The following is a 17,339-nucleotide window of genomic DNA, read 5'->3' on the forward strand; positions in this document are numbered from 1 at the left end:
GATGAAAACAAAAAAGTTAACACTTACTGCGCTTTTTATAGCAGCAAACGTTATATTAAGTTCAATAATTGTCATTCCAATTGGACCCATTAAAGCAGCACCTGTTCAACACTTTGTGAATGTACTCAGTGCTGTGTTATTGGGACCTTGGTATGGGCTTGCACAAGCCTTCTTATCTTCATTGATTCGTATCATTTTTGGAACTGGCTCAGTGTTTGCTTTTCCTGGCAGTATGATTGGTGTGCTACTCGCTAGTTTGTTCTATTATGTCAATAGACATCTTTTTGTAGCAGCGCTAGGAGAAGTCATCGGTACAGGCATTATAGGTAGTTTGGTTTGTATGCCTATTGCTTGGTTATTGAATTTTGACAACTTTTTAATTAAGCCATTAATGGCTGTATTTATCGTATCAAGTTTAATTGGTGCGGTAATTAGTTATGTTTTACTATTGATATTAAAAAAACGAAATTTATTAAACTGGTTTAACACTAAAACATAAAGTTTACGAGTAAAGACTGAAGGTACAATATATACTTTCGGTCTTTATTTCGTTTGTGAATATAAACGAAGAAGAGACAAGTCATACGGGAGTTTTTTTGAGTTGTCATTCTAGTTTAAAAGATGTATATAAAAAAGATATAATTTATACAAAGAGTCGTTGATTCATTGAAATTTTGGTAAAATAGACTCATTCAATATAAGTAAGTAAAAAGGATTGTGAGAAAATGTCAAATGTAACGCCAATGATGAGACAATACCTTGATATTAAAGCAGAGCATGAAGATGCCTTATTGTTTTTTAGATTAGGGGATTTTTATGAACTCTTTTTTGATGATGCGATTACCGCTTCTCGCATTTTAGAAATTACATTAACCAAAAGAGATGCTAAAAAAGAAAATCCTATCCCTATGGCTGGTGTGCCATTTCATTCAGCTGATCGATACATAGATACGCTCATTCAAAATGGTTTTAAAGTCGCAATATGTGAACAAATGGAAGATCCGCGTCAAGTTAAAGGAATGGTGAAACGTGAAGTTGTACGTATTGTTACACCGGGTACGGTCATGGAAAAAGGTGGCGTGGATGATACGCAAAACAATTATATTTTAAGTTTAATTCAAGGTGATGCCTATGCGATCAGCTACTGTGATGTTTCAACAGGTGAACTTAAAGTAACGAAATGTCCAGATGAGAGCGTACTCATCAATGAAATAACGACGATTAAACCAAATGAAATTGTGATAAACGAGTCACTAAGCGAGTCTTTACAACGTCAACTCAATACAGTGACTGAAACGATTACATTACAAAAATCCATTTCTGATGAAACCTACAGTGTGAATGACATAGTCGATGATACGATGATGTATAATGCTGTTCAAATGGTATTAGATTATATTTATGATACCCAAAAAAGAGATTTATCTCATATTGAACAAGTAAAAGTCTATGAATCTTTAAATTACATGAAGATGGATTTTTATGCGAAACGAAACTTAGAGCTGACCGAAAGTATTCGTCTCAAGTCTAAAAAGGGAACTTTGCTATGGTTAATGGATCAGACGAAAACTCCAATGGGGGCAAGACGATTAAAACAATGGATTGATCGCCCATTAATTCAACCGAAAGAGATTATCAAACGACACGATGCTGTGGAACAATTTTTAAATGCATTTATTGAAAGAGATACGTTACGTGATTACCTAACAGAAGTATATGATATTGAACGTTTGGTAGGGCGTGTTAGCTATGGCAATGTTAACGCTAAAGATTTGGTCCAATTAAAACATTCGATTGCGCACATACCTTCAATTAAAGCGTTATTACAATCGATTGAGCACGAATCCATCGCACATTTTAACGCTTTAGAACCATTAGATGATTTATTGCAAACGCTCGAGTCAAGTCTCGTTAATGAACCGCCGTTGTCCGTTAAAGAGGGTGGATTATTTAAAACAGGTTACAATGATCAATTAGATGAATATATAGATGCCTCAAAAAATGGTAAAAAATGGTTAGCGTCTTTACAAGCAAAAGAAAGAGAACGGACGGGCATCAAATCACTAAAAATTAGTTTTAACAAAGTATTTGGTTACTATATTGAAATCACAAGAACGCACCTTTCTCAATTTGATCCAGAAGCATTTGGTTACGAACGAAAACAAACACTTTCTAACTCTGAACGTTTCATTACAGATGAACTTAAAGAAAAAGAAGCAATCATACTAGGTGCAGAAGATAAAGCTGTAGAATTAGAATACCAATTATTTACAGAATTAAGAGAGTACGTTAAAACATTTACATCAAAATTACAACAACAAGCTAAAATTATATCTGAACTAGACTGTTTACAAAGTTTTTCAGAAATTGCACAGCGCTATAATTACGTGCGCCCAACCTTCAGTGATGATAAAACATTAGAATTGGTCGATTCTCGTCATCCAGTTGTAGAACGCGTTATGGACTATAATGATTATGTACCGAATGATTGTCGTTTGGATCAAAATACGGCAATATACTTAATTACAGGTCCTAATATGTCAGGAAAGTCAACTTATATGAGACAAGTTGCGATTATTAGTATTATGGCTCAAATGGGCGCTTTCGTCCCTTGTCAGTCAGCAGTGTTACCTGTATTTGATCAAATTTTTACGCGCATTGGTGCAGCGGATGATTTGGTTTCTGGTCAAAGTACCTTTATGGTAGAAATGCTTGAAGCGCAAAAAGCACTTCAATATGCGACTGCTGACAGTTTAATTATTTTTGATGAAATTGGTAGAGGTACATCAACGTATGATGGTCTAGCACTTGCGCAAGCGATGATTGAATATGTAGCGCATACATCTCAAGCTAAAACGCTCTTTTCGACACATTACCATGAGTTAACCGCTTTGGAAGAGACATTGAATACGTTAAAAAACGTACATGTAGCTGCGAATGAGCATAAAGGTGAACTGATCTTTTTGCATAAAGTAAAGGATGGGGCAGTTGAACATAGTTATGGTATTCAAGTTGCAAAGTTAGCCAATTTACCACAACCAGTTATTGATCGAGCGCAAGTCATTTTGGATACGTTTGAACAATCAGAGCACCATGTAATGGCATCAAATGAAGCTTCAACATCTCAAAATGAAACAGAGGACAGTTCAGTAAACCATATCTCAGAAGCGTCTGAAACACAATATGATCAACCTACATTTGATTTATTTGATGAGGACGAAAAAGATAGTAAGATTGAACAAGAAATTAAAGCCTTAAACTTATCTCAAATGACTCCAATTGAGGCGTTAGTGAAATTGAGTGAATTACAAAATCAATTAAATTAGAAGGTGATTAGCATGGGGAAAATTAAAGAACTCCAAACATCATTAGCTAATAAAATTGCGGCAGGCGAAGTCGTAGAACGTCCAAGTTCTGTGGTCAAAGAATTACTTGAAAATAGTATAGATGCAGGCGCAAGCGAAATTAATATAGAAGTTAAAGAATCAGGTATTCAATCCATTCGTATTGTAGATAATGGGTCAGGAATATTAGAAGATGACTTAAATCTTGTATTTCATCGTCATGCGACAAGTAAATTAAAGGAAGATGAAGACTTATTTCACGTGCGCACGTTAGGTTTTCGCGGAGAAGCATTAGCAAGTATTGCTTCTGTCGCAAAAGTGACACTTCAAACATCGCCTGATGGCATCAATGGCTACGAGGTGTATGCTGAAAATGGTAAAATTTTAGAACATAAACCTGCAAAAGCACGACAAGGTACAGATATACGCGTTGATTCATTATTTTACAATACGCCCGCGCGTTTAAAATATATTAAAAGTTTATATACGGAATTAGGTAAAATTACCGATATTGTCAATCGTATGGCAATGAGTCACCCTCACATTCGGATGTCATTAACAAATGACGACAAAGTGATATTAAGAACAAATGGCTCTGGTCGAACAAATGAAGTGATGGCAGAAATTTATGGTATGAAGGTAGCTAAAGATTTAGTGCACATTGAAGGTGAAACGAGCGATTATCAAATTGAAGGATTTGTTGCGAAACCTGAGCATTCTCGAAGTAATCGGCACTATATCTCACTATTTATCAACGGCCGTTACATCAAAAATTTTGTGTTAAACAAAGCAGTTGTCGAAGGTTACCATACGTTATTGATGATTGGGCGTTTTCCAATCGTTTATCTAAACATTAAAATGGACCCAATATTAGTCGATGTAAACGTACATCCTACAAAATTAGAAGTGAGACTGTCGAAAGAAGAGCAATTATATCAACTTATTGTGCAAAAGATTCAAGAAGCTTTCAAAGACAAAATATTAATTCCAAACAATGACCTTAAAGATAAGCATCAACCGAAGAAAGTATTGCATCAATTTGAGCAACAGAAAATTCAATTTGATGCTGAACAAAAACAACAATCATCAGAGCAAGATGAACGAGACAACCAGCATGATTCAGAAGTGGCAGAAGACCAAGCAGAATATAACAAAACAGAAACGAGACCATCTCAATCAGACGATCAAACATCATTTCAAACTGCACAACATGATGTATTAAATGAAATGTTAAATGAGGATTCTGCAACTAATCCAACAGCTGAGAACGAGGTATTCGATTCATCGAGTAGTGCAGTGTCCAATAGTCATCAAGAAGAACCTCGAAGACGTGTACCTTACATGGAAGTGGTGGGTCAAGTACATGGCACTTATATCATTGCTCAAAACGATGAAGGGATGTTTTTAATTGACCAACACGCTGCGCAAGAAAGAATAAAATATGAATACTTTAGAGAAAAAATAGGCGAAACTGAAAATGAAAACCAAAACTTGTTAATTCCGTTAACCTTTAATTTTTCAAAAGATGAACAATATACGATAGAACAATACATGGATGAACTTTCAAAAGCGGGCATTTTCTTAGAACCGTTTGGAGGACATGACTATATTGTGAGTAGTTATCCAGTATGGTTTCCAAAAGAAGAGGTTGAGGATATTATTAAGGATCTCATTGAGTATGTTTTAGAACATAAAAAAGTAAATATAGCTAAATTTAGAGAAGAAGCGGCCATTATGATGAGTTGTAAAAAGTCTATTAAGGCAAATCACTATCTAAAAAATGAAGAAATGGCTGACTTAATCAATCAACTTAGTCAAATGCAAGACCCATTTACCTGTCCACATGGTCGTCCGATTATTATTAACTTTACAAATTATGAATTAGAACGCTTATTCAAAAGAGTGCAATAAATTGAAATGTGAGGGAAGAAGTGATACATGAACAAACACATATTACCTGCGATACGTTCCATGAAAGACTTAGAGAAATTAATAGAAACAGATTATGATACGTGCGTGCTGTTAGATACACATATTGGTCATTTAAAGGCAACGATGGATTTAATTAAACGCCATCAATTACAACCATTTGTCCATATCGATTTAATTAAAGGAATGAGTCATGATGAATATGCCACTGAGTATCTCATTCAGACTTATCGACCAAAAGGCATTGTCTCAACGAAAGCTAAAGTGATTAAAAAAGCGAAATCTCTGGGTGTGGTTACTATTTTTAGAGTGTTCATTATAGATAGTCACGCTTTAACGAGAAGTATTGAGTTAATCGAACGCTTACAACCCGATTTTGTTGAAGTTTTACCTGGTATCGCCAATAAAGTGATTCATCAAATATATGAAAAAACAGGAGCTTCGGTCATAGCGGGTGGATTAATTGAAACGCAAGAAGAAATTGATCAAGCCATTGAAAATGGAGCAACCTATGTCACAACTAGTGTAAGGGCACTTTGGTAATAGATATTGGAGGGGATGGAATGTGTTAGCGAAACGGTTAGAAAAAGGGGATACTATAGCAATTGTTGCGCCGTCATCAGGGCTTGCTGGAGAAGAAGAAATCATATGGCGAACAAAAGTTGCGATTTCGAACATTAAAAAGTTAGGATATCGTGTCCAAGTGATGCCAAATGCGTTAAGAGATATAAAATGGAATTATTATAATCCTGAAATGCGTGCCAAATCACTTATGGCAGCTTTTAATAACCCGGAAATTAAAGCGATTTTGTGTACCATTGGTGGCAATGACTCTGAAAAAATTATTCCTTATTTAGATGATAGTATAATCATAAAAAATCCTAAAATATTTATCGGGTACTCAGATATCACTGCTTTACATCTACACTTAAATCAGCTAGGACTAACTACTTTTTATGGTCCGGCGTTGTTAACGGACTTTGCAGAAAATGTGAATTTAGATCAATATACACTAGATTCCTTATTTCAATTGATTAATTACCCTTACCCATTAGGTTTCATAAAACCCTCGTTTTATACTCGAAAGCATGGGTTAAAGTGGGAGAAGAAGAATAAAGATCTAGAAAGAACCATTCTTAAAATACCTGGGTATATGCATATTCAGGGAGATGAAACTATTTCTGGAAGGTTGATTGGTGGATGTTTTGAAACATTGGACAAATTAAGGGGGACACCGTATTTTCCAGATATTACACTATTTAATGATAAGATTTTATTTATTGAAACTTCAGAAGTACTTACTCCGCCAAATGTCTTTGAAACAGTATTTAGAGCATTTGGCCATATGGGGATATTTCACCGTATTCAGGGAATGATTATTGGCCGTCCACAAAATGGCATCTATCAAGAAGCATATCATTCAATTATTCAAAAGATTTTAAAAGAGTTTAACGCCTCCTCATTGCCTGTTATAGGTAATGTAAGTTTCGGACATAACGAACCTAAATGTACACTACCTTATGGCGTAAAAATGACTGTATCCATGAAAACACTTACGATATCTATTGATGAAGCGGCGGTAAGATAAATGTTTAATTATTATAAAAGGCTTTAATAGATAATTAAATTAATTGACAACGTTTTCATCGGCGTGTAATATGAAAAACAAGTTAATATTTGACTAGAGACTGAGAGATTTCTGTACGTATTATAATCGTGTTAATGCGCAGAGATCTCTTTTTTGACGAAAAGGGAGGAAATTCAATGAATGTGTATTTAGCTGAGTTTTTTGGTACAGCATTGTTACTCTTAATGGGTGGCGGCGTTGTAGCAAATGTCAACTTGAAAAAATCTAATGGTGAAGGTGCTGATTGGATTGTCATTGCAATCGGTTGGGGGCTAGCCGTAACATTAGGTGTTTATGCAGTAGGTCAATTTTCCGGTGCGCATCTTAACCCGGCTGTAACATTATCACTTGCCATTAATGGTGATTTTCCATGGGCTCAAGTACCAGGCTTTATGGTTGTTCAAATTTTAGGTGGTATTGTCGGTGGTATTCTGACATGGTTAATGTATTTACCACATTGGCGAGCTACAGAAGATAAAGCCACTAAATTAGCTGTCTTTTCAACTGCACCAGCGTTAAAAAATTATGTAGCTAATTTTATTTCTGAGATTATTGGTACTGCTGTCTTAACAGCTGGATTATTATTTATTGGTGCCAACAAATTTACAGATGGTCTTAATCCGCTTATTGTTGGTGCACTCATTGTCGCAATTGGTGTAAGTTTAGGTGGTACGACAGGTTATGCTATTAACCCAGCTCGAGATTTAGGCCCACGTATTGCGCATGCTATTTTACCAATTCATGGTAAAGGTGGCAGTGGCTGGAGCTATGCCATTGTACCTGTATTAGGACCGCTAGTTGGCGGTATGGTTGGTGCTGTCATTTATCGTTTAGTATTTAGTGCAATTTTTGACGGTTGGACAATAGCTACTATTATTGTAGTGATATTAACCTTAATTCTCGGTTTAATTATGAACAAAAATTCAAAACACGGAGAAATTGCTAAAATATAGTGATAAAAAAGTTAAAAGTTTAATGCGTTTAACTTTTGGCTAAAACTAAGGAATACCTAAAAAGAAATAATACACCAAGAGCATGAGAGGAGAAGTTCTATTATGGGAAAATATATTTTATCTATTGATCAAGGTACAACTAGCTCTAGAGCGATTTTATTTAACGAAAATGGTTCTATTGAAGGTGTAGCACAAAGGGAGTTTCAACAATACTTTCCTAAAGCAGGATGGGTAGAGCATGATGCAAATGAAATTTGGTCATCTGTTTTATCTGTTATCGCTTCAGTACTGAATGAAAATAATGTGTCTGCTTCTCAAATAGCAGGTATTGGCATTACTAATCAACGCGAAACAACGGTATTATGGGACAAAAATACGGGACGCCCAATTTATCACGCGATTGTTTGGCAATCTCGCCAAACACAACCGATTTGTGAACAATTAAAATCTGAAGGCTATGAAGAAACATTTCGTAAAAAGACAGGTTTATTATTAGACCCTTACTTTGCAGGAACAAAAGTGAAATGGATATTAGATGAAGTTGAGGGTGCACGTGAGAAAGCTGAAAACGGCGATATTTTATTCGGTACGATTGATTCATGGTTAGTCTGGAAATTATCAGGTGGAAAAGCGCACGTTACAGATTATAGTAATGCAAGCCGTACATTAATGTATAACATTCATGATTTAGAATGGGATAAAGAATTACTAGAGATATTAGATGTACCTGAAAAAATGTTACCGGAAGTACGACCATCTAGTGAAAAGTACTGTAATACAGTAGATTATCACTTCTTCGGTCAAGAGGTGCCAATTGCTGGTATTGCTGGTGACCAACAAGCTGCGTTATTTGGTCAAGCATGTTTTGAGCGTGGTGACGTGAAAAACACATACGGTACGGGTGGCTTCATGTTAATGAACACTGGTGAAGAAGCCGTTACATCTGAAAATGGATTATTAACAACGATTGCGTATGGTATTGATGGTAAAGTGTATTACGCATTAGAAGGATCTATTTTCGTATCAGGCTCAGCCATTCAATGGTTGCGTGATGGTTTACGAATGATTAATTCCGCACCTCAATCTGAGGATTATGCTAAACGTGTTGAGTCAACTGAAGGTGTGTACGTTGTGCCAGCATTTGTTGGTCTTGGTACACCTTATTGGGATTCTGATGCACGTGGTGCGATTTTCGGTATCACACGTGGTACAGAAAAAGAGCATTTCATTCGTGCGACATTAGAATCTTTATGCTATCAAACACGTGATGTGTTAGAAGCTATGGAGCAAGATTCAGGCATTGAAGTTAACAATCTTCGCGTTGATGGTGGCGCAGTAAAAAATAACTTTATCATGCAATTCCAAGCTGATCTTGTAAATATTAGTGTAGATCGTCCAGAAATTAATGAAACGACGGCACTAGGTGCTGCTTACTTAGCAGGTATTGCGACTGGTTTCTGGAAAGATAAATCAGACATTAAAAATAACTGGAAATTAGAAAAATCATTTGAACCAGAAATGCCTGAAGAAGTTAGAACTAAATATTATAACGGCTGGAAAAAAGCAGTAGAAGCAACACAAGTTTTCAAATTAGACGAAGCATAAGTGGTGTGATATACTGAAGTCAAGTTAATACAACCACTCGAGATTATGGGAGACTTGTTCGTACAAACTTTAATAGTATGTAGGTGAAGTCTCTCATTTTTTAATTTTAGGAGGCTGATGATGGAATGAGTTTATCGACTTTAAAGCGAAATTCAGTTAAAGAAAATATGAAACAAGGCGAATATGATGTTGTAATTGTAGGTGGAGGTATCACTGGTGCTGGTATTGCGCTTGATGCTTCTGCACGTGGAATGAAAGTGGCTTTAGTAGAAATGCAAGACTTTGCTGAAGGAACAAGTTCACGTTCTACTAAATTAGTACACGGTGGTCTACGTTACTTAAAACAATTACAAGTAGGTGTCGTTGCGGAAACAGGTAAAGAGCGTGCGATTGTGTATGAAAATGGTCCACACGTAACAACACCAGAATGGATGTTATTACCAATGCATAGAGGTGGTACATTCGGTAAATTTACAACATCAATCGGTTTAGCAATGTATGACCGTTTAGCAGGTGTAAAAAAATCTGAACGTAAAAAAATGTTAAGTAAAAAAGAAGCTTCTCAAAAAGAACCTTTAGTGAAACGTAAAGGATTAAAAGGTGGCGGCTACTATGTTGAATACCGTACTGATGATGCACGTTTAACTATTGAAGTTATGAAAAAAGCGGCTGAACTAGGTGCAGATATTATCAACTATGCCAAAGTAAGAAGCTTTGTTTATGATGATCAATCAAAAGTTAATGGTGTAACAGTAGAAGATCTATTAAACGATGATCAATTTGAAATTCGTGGTAAAAAAGTAATCAATGCGACAGGTCCTTGGGTAGATGAAGTTCGTAGTGCGGATTATTCTACAAATAATAAACAGTTACGCTTAACAAAAGGTGTGCATGTTGTAATCGATCAATCTAAATTCCCATTACAACAAGCTGTTTATTTCGACACGAAAGAAGACGGTCGTATGATTTTCGCTATTCCAAGAGATGGCAAAGCATATGTTGGTACTACTGACACATTCTATGATAATAAAAAATCAAATCCATTAGTAAATCAAGAAGACCGTGATTATTTAATCGATGCTATCAACTATATGTTCCCAGATGTAAATGTTACTGATAAAGACATCGAATCAACATGGGCTGGTGTACGTCCGCTTATTCTTGAAGAAGGTAAAGATCCATCAGAAATTTCAAGAAAAGATGAAGTATGGGAAGGTCAATCTGGATTATTAACTATTGCTGGTGGTAAATTAACAGGTTATCGCCATATGGCTTTAGAAATTGTTGACTTAGTTGAAAAACGTTTAAAACAAGAATATAAATTGAAATTCAAAGAAGTAGACACTAAACACATTCCTATTTCAGGCGGGGATGTAGGCGGTAGTGCTAACTTTGAACATTTCGTTGATCAAAAAATAAATGAAGCAAAAGCCTTTAACATTGATGAAACATTAGCGCGTCGTCTTGCAACTAAATATGGTTCAAACGTAGACCAATTATTTGAAATTGTTCAAGCTGCTAAACATCAAAATACAGGTTTACCAATGGAATTATATGTAGAATTAATTTATGGCGTTCAAAACGAGTTAGTTATTAAACCAACAGACTTCTTAATTCGTCGTACAGGCGCATTATATTTCAATATTAACGAAGTGAAAAAATATAAAGATATCGTAGCTGATGTATTAGCAGACTTAGTAGGTTACGACGAAGCGACAAAAGAAGCTTATAAAAAAGAACTTGATAAAGCGATTTATGAAGCGACACACGGTCAACACCAACCTGCTGAATTAAAATAATTAGGCTATCTATTGATAAGCAATTCTAGCGATTTCGTTAGAATTGCTTTTTTTTTCGTTAAAAGTGTAGTGAAAACTTAAATATTAACCTTAAAGTTCAGTGCCTATCTGTTCAAAAATCATGCCTAACTGTAAAACGCTATGATAAATATGTAAGTTGCATCATCTATTTTGCCTAAGTGTTGGGATAAAGTGCCTAAGTGTAAAATTTAGTGAGTATACATACGCTTTATGATAGAGTTATAATAGAAAGAAATGCGAAAGGTGGATCGTCGCTATGTTGAAAAGAGAAATTGTGAAGTTAGCAGTATCTGATGGCACAATATTAGAAACTAAAATAGACCAAGTGGTTGATGATCCAATCGGTATTGTTCATATATTTCACGGTATGTCTGAACATATGGATCGATATGATACGCTAGCTCAATCATTAAATCAACAAGGCTATCACGTTATACGTCACAATCATAGAGGACATGGTAAAGAAATTGATACAGTGAGAGGACATTTTGATTCAGTATCACAAGTGGTTAATGATGCTCACGAAATTCAAACAACCTATCAATCTCAATTAGGTAAGGAATTACCTTATATTATTTTAGGACATTCTATGGGGTCAATTATCGCAAGACAATATGTTCAAGTTTATTCTAGTGCCGTAAACGGATTAATCTTAAGTGGTACAGGTTTATTCCCATTTTGGCAAGGTTATGCCATTTTACCTATTTTAAAGTTAATTACGTTATTTACAGGAAAAAAACGTAAAAGTAAAGGTTTAAATCGATTAATGCATGGTAAGTTTAATAAGAAATTTAAACCGCTTCGTACACCGAATGATTGGCTAAGTTCAGATGAAAAACAAGTAAATACGTACGTTGATGATCCTTATTCTGGATTCCTTGTATCAAATCAATTGATATACAGTGTTGTTAAAGCGATGATGCAAACAGGTCGTCAAAAAAATATTAGAAAAACAGATAGTACAATTCCGATTTTATTAATTTCAGGAAAAGACGACGCCTTTGGTGAATATAGTAAGGGTGTTAGACGATTAGGTCGCCAACTCAAAAAAGGTGGCATGGACCATGTGACTGTTCAATTATACGCTAATAAAAGGCACGAAGTATTATTCGAAAAGGACTATGAAATTGTTTGGAAACATATGTTAGACTGGATAGGTCGTCAAATAATAAAAAAAATTAAAAGCGAGTGATCTTGTGGATAAACAAAAACCATTGCTAGTTGTGATTGTAGGACCGACAGCTAGTGGAAAAACTGAACTTAGTGTGGAATTAGCTAAACAAATTAATGGTGAAATTATTAGTGGGGATTCTATGCAAGTCTATAAACATATGGATATCGGTACTGCTAAAGTTAAGGAAGAAGAAAAGCAAGGTATCCCACATTACCTTATTGATATATTAGAACCTGATACAACCTATTCCGCTTATGATTTTCAGCAACAAGCGCAGCCTCTTATCAAAGATATTACATCAAGAGGTAAAATACCAATCATTGTTGGTGGAACAGGTTTATACATTCAATCTGTCATTTACAATTACGCTTTTGAAAAAGAAACGATTTCAGAAGCACATGCCCAAAAGGTTGCACAACAAATGGATCAACTTAATTCGTATTCAAACGAAGCATTACATCAATATTTGGGAACATTTGACCCAGCTTCTCAAAAAGCGATACATCCTAATAATCGAAAACGCGTTTTAAGAGCCATTGAATATTATTATAAAACGAAAAAAGTTTTAAGTAATCGCAAGAAAAGTACCCAATTGACTGAAAATTATGATACATTATTAGTAGGGATAGAAATGTCGCGCGATACATTGTATAATAGAATAAATAAACGCGTAGACATTATGTTGTCTCAAGGATTATTGAAAGAAGTGCAACACCTTGTTGAATTAGGTTATGAAATGTGTCAAAGTATGCAAGCTATTGGCTATAAAGAACTCGTTCCTGTTATCAAGGGTGAAATGGAGCTTGAACTTGCAACACAGAAACTCAAGCAAAATTCACGGCGTTATGCTAAACGTCAGATGACTTGGTTTAAAAATCAACTTAATGTTCATTGGTTAGATAGAGAAAAAATGTCACTTACTTCAATGTTATCTGAGCTCAAAACCCAAATAAAACAAAGGAGCAATGAAAATGTTTGATAATCATGACATTCAAAACAAATACTTAGAAAACTACAAAAAAGAGGAGAAAGAAATCACAGTATTTTTAACTAATGGCTTTCAATTACGTGGTAAGATTGAAGATTATGATGCAGATGTTGTAGATTTTTTCTCTCAAGGAAAACATCATATTATTTATAAACATGCCATCAGTACTTTCTTAGAAGGTACATCAAATTCTTAAAAAAATTTCAAAAAGTCATTGACTTATGGTGTTATCCGTGGCATAATGATATTACTGATTTGGCTTTTAATATTCTTATTTGGGTGACTTTATGTCACCTTTTTTTATTTGCATAAACATGCCATCAGTACTTTTTCAGAAGATACATTAAATTTTTAAGAAAATTTCAAATAGTAATTGATTTAAGGTGTCATTCATGTCATAATGACATTACTGATTTGGCCTTTAATATTCTTGTTTGGGTGACTTTATGTCACCTTTTTTATTTGCATAAAAAAGGTGGGACATAAATTGATGAATGTGCTATGGAAGTGATCATCGTAGTTGTCCCAACCTTTTTGCTTCTCATACATTTATAAAATGTCTTCTATATAGTCTTTAATATTTTCAGGCGTTGTTTGAGGTGCAAAGCGTTTAATAATGTCTCCTTCGCGATTGATTAAAAACTTTGTGAAGTTCCATTTAATTTGTTTTCCAAAGAGACCGGATTGTTGTGATGTTAAATATTCAAAAAGTGGGTGGGCATTTTCACCATTAACATCGATTTTTTGATGCATAGGAAAAGTGACACCATAATTTAATTTACAATTCGTCTCAGCTTCTTGACCAGACCCTGGCTCTTGCTTACCAAATTGATTACATGGAAATCCTAATACTGAAAAACCTTTATTTTGATAAAGATCGTAAAGTTTTTGCAAGCCTTCAAATTGTGGTGTGAAACCACATTCACTTGCTGTGTTAACGATAAGTAATACGTCTCCTTTATACTCTGATAAAGGATATGTTGTGCCATCTGTTTTAGTAACCTCTATATCATATAAATGCATGTTTGATTTCTCCTTTCGTCTCTCTTTAAGTTTATCAGAAAAACGTAATAAATGTTCAAAATCCAACTAATTGTTTACAACTGTTTGAGTATATATCTATTATAAAGCTAAACAAAATTACATTAAAGTTTCCCAATCATTATGTTATGATGGAAATTTCATTAATTATGATAATATGTGATAAAATACGACAAGATATATTTATAAAGTGTGGTGAAAACGATGAAAAATAATTTACATTCGACAGAAAAGAAACGTGAGACAGGTATTTTAATTGGTGTTGACACTTATCAATCTGACTATAATTTTGATAGTACAATGAAAGAATTGGCATCACTAGCAGAAACTTGTCAAATCGATGTTAAACATACATTTCAACAAAATAGAACACAAGTGAATTATAAGTATTATGTAGGAAAAGGTAAGTTACAAGACATAAAAGATTTCATTAATATGTATGATATAGATGTTATTATCGCTAATGATGAATTATCAACGGCACAATCAAATAATTTAAATGATACATTAGGTATAAAGGTTATTGATAGAACTCAATTAATATTAGAAATATTTGCGATGCGTGCTCAAAGTAAAGCGGGTAAATTGCAAGTAGAGTATGCACAACTGAATTATTTACTCCCTCGTTTAATGGGACACGGTAAGAGTCTGTCACGTCTAGGGGGCGGTATTGGTACAAGAGGTCCCGGTGAAACTAAACTTGAAACCGACCGTCGTCATATTCGTACACGAATGAATGAAATTAAACAAAAACTTAATGAAGTCATCTCTCACCGTGAACGGTATCATCATCAAAGAAAACAGAATGATGTGTTTCAAATTGCATTAGTAGGTTATACCAATGCGGGTAAATCATCATGGTTCAATCAGTTAACTTCAGCAGAAACATATGAAAAAAATAAGTTATTTGCAACGTTAGATTCAAAAACACGTAAATTGACACTTAACGAAGGATTTGAAGTCATTTTATCAGACACAGTAGGGTTTATCCAAAAGCTACCAACGACTTTAATTGATGCCTTCAAATCGACACTTGAAGAAGTCATGCAAGCAGATTTGTTAATACATGTAGTGGATGTGAGTCATCCAGATTATAAAACGCACATTGATACAGTCAATCAAATCATTAAAGAGCTTGATAGCGATCATATTCCTCAAGTGATTTTACTTAATAAAAGAGATTTAGCAAGTGATGAAGCGCCGATTGAAGTCAATCCATCTTTATTTGTTTCGACTCAAATACAAGAGGATACAGAGCGTGTTAAAGCATTAATCATTTCCCAAATAAAGAGTCAATTTGACTATTATGAAAGGAAATTACAAAGTGATGAAGCGGATCTGCTTTATGCATTAAAACAACAAACGCTCGTAACCTCGTTGGAATTTGATGAAAATGAAGAAGTTTATATTATAAAGGGTTATCAAAATAAATAAGAAAGAAGTATGAATGATGAAACAATTAAACGAACTGGTCAAAGAAGTAGAGGAAACGTTATTTCCGTATTTTAAAGAGATTGAAGAAAGAGCATATTTCAATCAATCAAAAGTGTTAGATGCTTTTCATGAGGTTAAAGTAACTGAAACAGATCTAATGGGGTCAACAGGTTACGGTTATGATGACTTTGGTCGAGATCATTTAGAGGACATTTATGCCCATACTTTTAAAGCTGAAAATGCATTAGTGAGACCTCAAATTATTTCAGGTACTCATGCGATTACAATTGCACTGCAAAGTTTGTTAAAACCAGATGATACATTATTATACATCACCGGAAGTCCATACGATACATTATTGGAAGTGATTGGTGTTAATGGAAATGGAATTGAAAGTTTGCAAGAATATGGTATTCATTATAAAGACATTCCATTAAGTAACGACCGTATCGATGTTGATCGTGTGATGAATTCAATTGATGAAAGTACAAAGGTAATTGCGATTCAACGTTCGAAAGGTTATGATCAACGTCCCTCTATTACAATTGATGAAATGGAAGCAGCGATTCAGACGATTAAAGCAAAATATCCAGAAATAATCATTTTTGTGGATAACTGCTATGGAGAATTTGTAGAAACGAAAGAACCGATAGAAATTGGGGCAGATATCATGGCTGGATCGCTTATTAAAAATCCTGGCGGTGGTTTAGCTAAAATTGGTGGTTATATTGTTGGACGTCATGATTTAGTTGAACGTTGCGGTTACAGACTGACTGCTCCAGGTATAGGAAAAGAGGCGGGTGCTTCGTTAAATGCGTTACACGAAATGTACCAAGGTTTCTTTTTAAGTCCTCACGTTGTAAGTCAAAGTTTAAAAGGCGCACTATTTACAAGTTTATTATTGGAACGTTTAAACATGACGCCAAGTCCACGATATGATGCACAAAGAACAGATTTAATACAAACCGTTTCTTTTGAGACAAAAGAACAAATGATTGATTTTTGTCAAAGTATTCAACAGGCATCACCCATAAATGCACATTTTAATCCAGAGCCAAGTTATATGCCTGGTTATGAGGATGACGTTATTATGGCGGCAGGTACATTCATCCAAGGGTCATCAATAGAGTTATCAGCAGATGGACCGATTCGTCCTCCTTATGAAGCCTATATTCAAGGCGGTTTGACGTATGAACATGTTAAACTTGCCATCACACGTGCTGTCGACAAATTAATTCAAAATGGACTAATTCATCTTTAAAAATGTAAATGTAGGGTAAAGCAATAAGGGTATCTTTTATTATTTGATATGGTTAAGTCCTTTAATTTCGGGGCTTGAGAATGCTATGTCAGGTTTCCTTACATATTTTTGAAATGTAAAAATAGTTATGCTATCTTATAGATAAGTTCAAAATTCAAGGAGA

General features: G+C 34.7%; 14 protein-coding genes. 13 read left to right on the forward strand and 1 reads right to left on the reverse strand.

Annotated elements, in window-relative coordinates:
* Nucleotide 1: 1 nt before the first annotated feature.
* The 11 genes from thiW to hfq all read left to right on the forward strand — a co-directional run bounded on the left by thiW (nucleotide 2) and on the right by hfq (nucleotide 13,636).
* Nucleotides 2-499, forward strand: a complete 498-nt coding sequence (gene thiW, locus ACEE93_RS03675) for an energy coupling factor transporter S component ThiW (protein WP_449156396.1) — start codon at nucleotides 2-4, stop codon at nucleotides 497-499.
* Between the two features lie 247 nt (nucleotides 500-746).
* A complete protein-coding gene (mutS, locus tag ACEE93_RS03680; protein WP_449155006.1) occupies nucleotides 747-3,326 on the forward strand; it encodes a DNA mismatch repair protein MutS in 2,580 nt (859 codons plus the stop codon).
* Nucleotides 3,327-3,338: 12 nt separating this feature from the next.
* Nucleotides 3,339-5,255: a DNA mismatch repair endonuclease MutL gene (gene mutL / locus ACEE93_RS03685; RefSeq protein ID WP_449154945.1), complete on the forward strand. Its 1,917-nt coding sequence runs from the start codon at nucleotides 3,339-3,341 to the stop codon at nucleotides 5,253-5,255.
* A 27-nt stretch (nucleotides 5,256-5,282) separates the two neighbouring features.
* Nucleotides 5,283-5,816 carry a glycerol-3-phosphate responsive antiterminator gene (locus tag ACEE93_RS03690; protein ID WP_449154946.1) on the forward strand — a complete coding sequence of 178 codons (534 nt, stop codon included), beginning with the start codon at nucleotides 5,283-5,285 and terminating at the stop codon, nucleotides 5,814-5,816.
* A gap of 22 nt (nucleotides 5,817-5,838) precedes the next feature.
* Nucleotides 5,839-6,861: a S66 family peptidase gene (locus ACEE93_RS03695; protein ID WP_449156397.1), complete on the forward strand. Its 1,023-nt coding sequence runs from the start codon at nucleotides 5,839-5,841 to the stop codon at nucleotides 6,859-6,861.
* 176 nt (nucleotides 6,862-7,037) lie between these two features.
* Nucleotides 7,038-7,853, forward strand: a complete 816-nt coding sequence (locus tag ACEE93_RS03700) for an MIP/aquaporin family protein (RefSeq protein ID WP_449154948.1) — start codon at nucleotides 7,038-7,040, stop codon at nucleotides 7,851-7,853.
* A gap of 102 nt (nucleotides 7,854-7,955) precedes the next feature.
* Complete coding sequence (gene glpK / locus ACEE93_RS03705) at nucleotides 7,956-9,458, forward strand: glycerol kinase GlpK (RefSeq protein WP_449154949.1); 1,503 nt, start codon at nucleotides 7,956-7,958, stop codon at nucleotides 9,456-9,458.
* Nucleotides 9,459-9,583: 125 nt separating this feature from the next.
* Entirely contained in the window at nucleotides 9,584-11,257 is a 1,674-nt protein-coding gene (locus tag ACEE93_RS03710) for a glycerol-3-phosphate dehydrogenase/oxidase (protein ID WP_449156398.1), read from the forward strand.
* A gap of 280 nt (nucleotides 11,258-11,537) precedes the next feature.
* Nucleotides 11,538-12,470, forward strand: a complete 933-nt coding sequence (locus ACEE93_RS03715) for an alpha/beta hydrolase (protein ID WP_449155007.1) — start codon at nucleotides 11,538-11,540, stop codon at nucleotides 12,468-12,470.
* 4 nt (nucleotides 12,471-12,474) lie between these two features.
* The gene (gene miaA, locus ACEE93_RS03720) at nucleotides 12,475-13,431 is read left to right on the forward strand and encodes a tRNA (adenosine(37)-N6)-dimethylallyltransferase MiaA (RefSeq protein WP_449156399.1); all 957 of its coding nucleotides are present in this window, start codon (nucleotides 12,475-12,477) and stop codon (nucleotides 13,429-13,431) included.
* On the forward strand, nucleotides 13,424-13,636 hold the full coding sequence (gene hfq / locus ACEE93_RS03725; RefSeq protein WP_449154952.1) for an RNA chaperone Hfq: 213 nt from the start codon (nucleotides 13,424-13,426) through the stop codon (nucleotides 13,634-13,636). Before miaA ends, hfq begins: the two co-directional genes overlap by 8 nt.
* Nucleotides 13,637-13,989: 353 nt before the next feature.
* Here the strand turns inward: hfq and ACEE93_RS03730 are convergent, their stop codons facing one another.
* Nucleotides 13,990-14,463, reverse strand: coding sequence for a glutathione peroxidase (locus ACEE93_RS03730; protein ID WP_449154953.1), 474 nt, complete (start codon nucleotides 14,461-14,463; stop codon nucleotides 13,990-13,992).
* A 222-nt stretch (nucleotides 14,464-14,685) separates the two neighbouring features.
* Here ACEE93_RS03730 and hflX point away from each other — a divergent pair, with 222 nt between their 5' ends.
* Both hflX and ACEE93_RS03740 read left to right on the forward strand, forming a co-directional pair.
* Nucleotides 14,686-15,915 (forward strand): GTPase HflX, encoded by a 1,230-nt coding sequence (hflX, locus tag ACEE93_RS03735; protein WP_449154954.1) that lies wholly within the window; start codon nucleotides 14,686-14,688, stop codon nucleotides 15,913-15,915.
* Nucleotides 15,916-15,931: 16 nt separating this feature from the next.
* The gene (locus ACEE93_RS03740; RefSeq protein WP_449154955.1) at nucleotides 15,932-17,176 is read left to right on the forward strand and encodes a methionine gamma-lyase family protein; all 1,245 of its coding nucleotides are present in this window, start codon (nucleotides 15,932-15,934) and stop codon (nucleotides 17,174-17,176) included.
* Nucleotides 17,177-17,339 lie beyond the last annotated feature (163 nt).

The sequence above is a fragment of the Staphylococcus sp. 11262D007BW genome (assembly GCF_053547815.1).

Coding starts and splice junctions, on each gene's coding strand:
- hflX (WP_449154954.1), top strand. CDS start 14,686: ATGAAAAATAATTTACATTCGACAGAAAAGAAACGTGAGACAGGTATT.
- mutL (WP_449154945.1), top strand. CDS start 3,339: ATGGGGAAAATTAAAGAACTCCAAACATCATTAGCTAATAAAATTGCG.
- hfq (WP_449154952.1), top strand. CDS start 13,424: ATGTTTGATAATCATGACATTCAAAACAAATACTTAGAAAACTACAAA.
- ACEE93_RS03710 (WP_449156398.1), top strand. CDS start 9,584: ATGAGTTTATCGACTTTAAAGCGAAATTCAGTTAAAGAAAATATGAAA.
- thiW (WP_449156396.1), top strand. CDS start 2: ATGAAAACAAAAAAGTTAACACTTACTGCGCTTTTTATAGCAGCAAAC.
- mutS (WP_449155006.1), top strand. CDS start 747: ATGAGACAATACCTTGATATTAAAGCAGAGCATGAAGATGCCTTATTG.
- ACEE93_RS03740 (WP_449154955.1), top strand. CDS start 15,932: ATGAAACAATTAAACGAACTGGTCAAAGAAGTAGAGGAAACGTTATTT.
- glpK (WP_449154949.1), top strand. CDS start 7,956: ATGGGAAAATATATTTTATCTATTGATCAAGGTACAACTAGCTCTAGA.
- ACEE93_RS03690 (WP_449154946.1), top strand. CDS start 5,283: ATGAACAAACACATATTACCTGCGATACGTTCCATGAAAGACTTAGAG.
- ACEE93_RS03730 (WP_449154953.1), bottom strand. CDS start 14,463: ATGCATTTATATGATATAGAGGTTACTAAAACAGATGGCACAACATAT.
- ACEE93_RS03700 (WP_449154948.1), top strand. CDS start 7,038: ATGAATGTGTATTTAGCTGAGTTTTTTGGTACAGCATTGTTACTCTTA.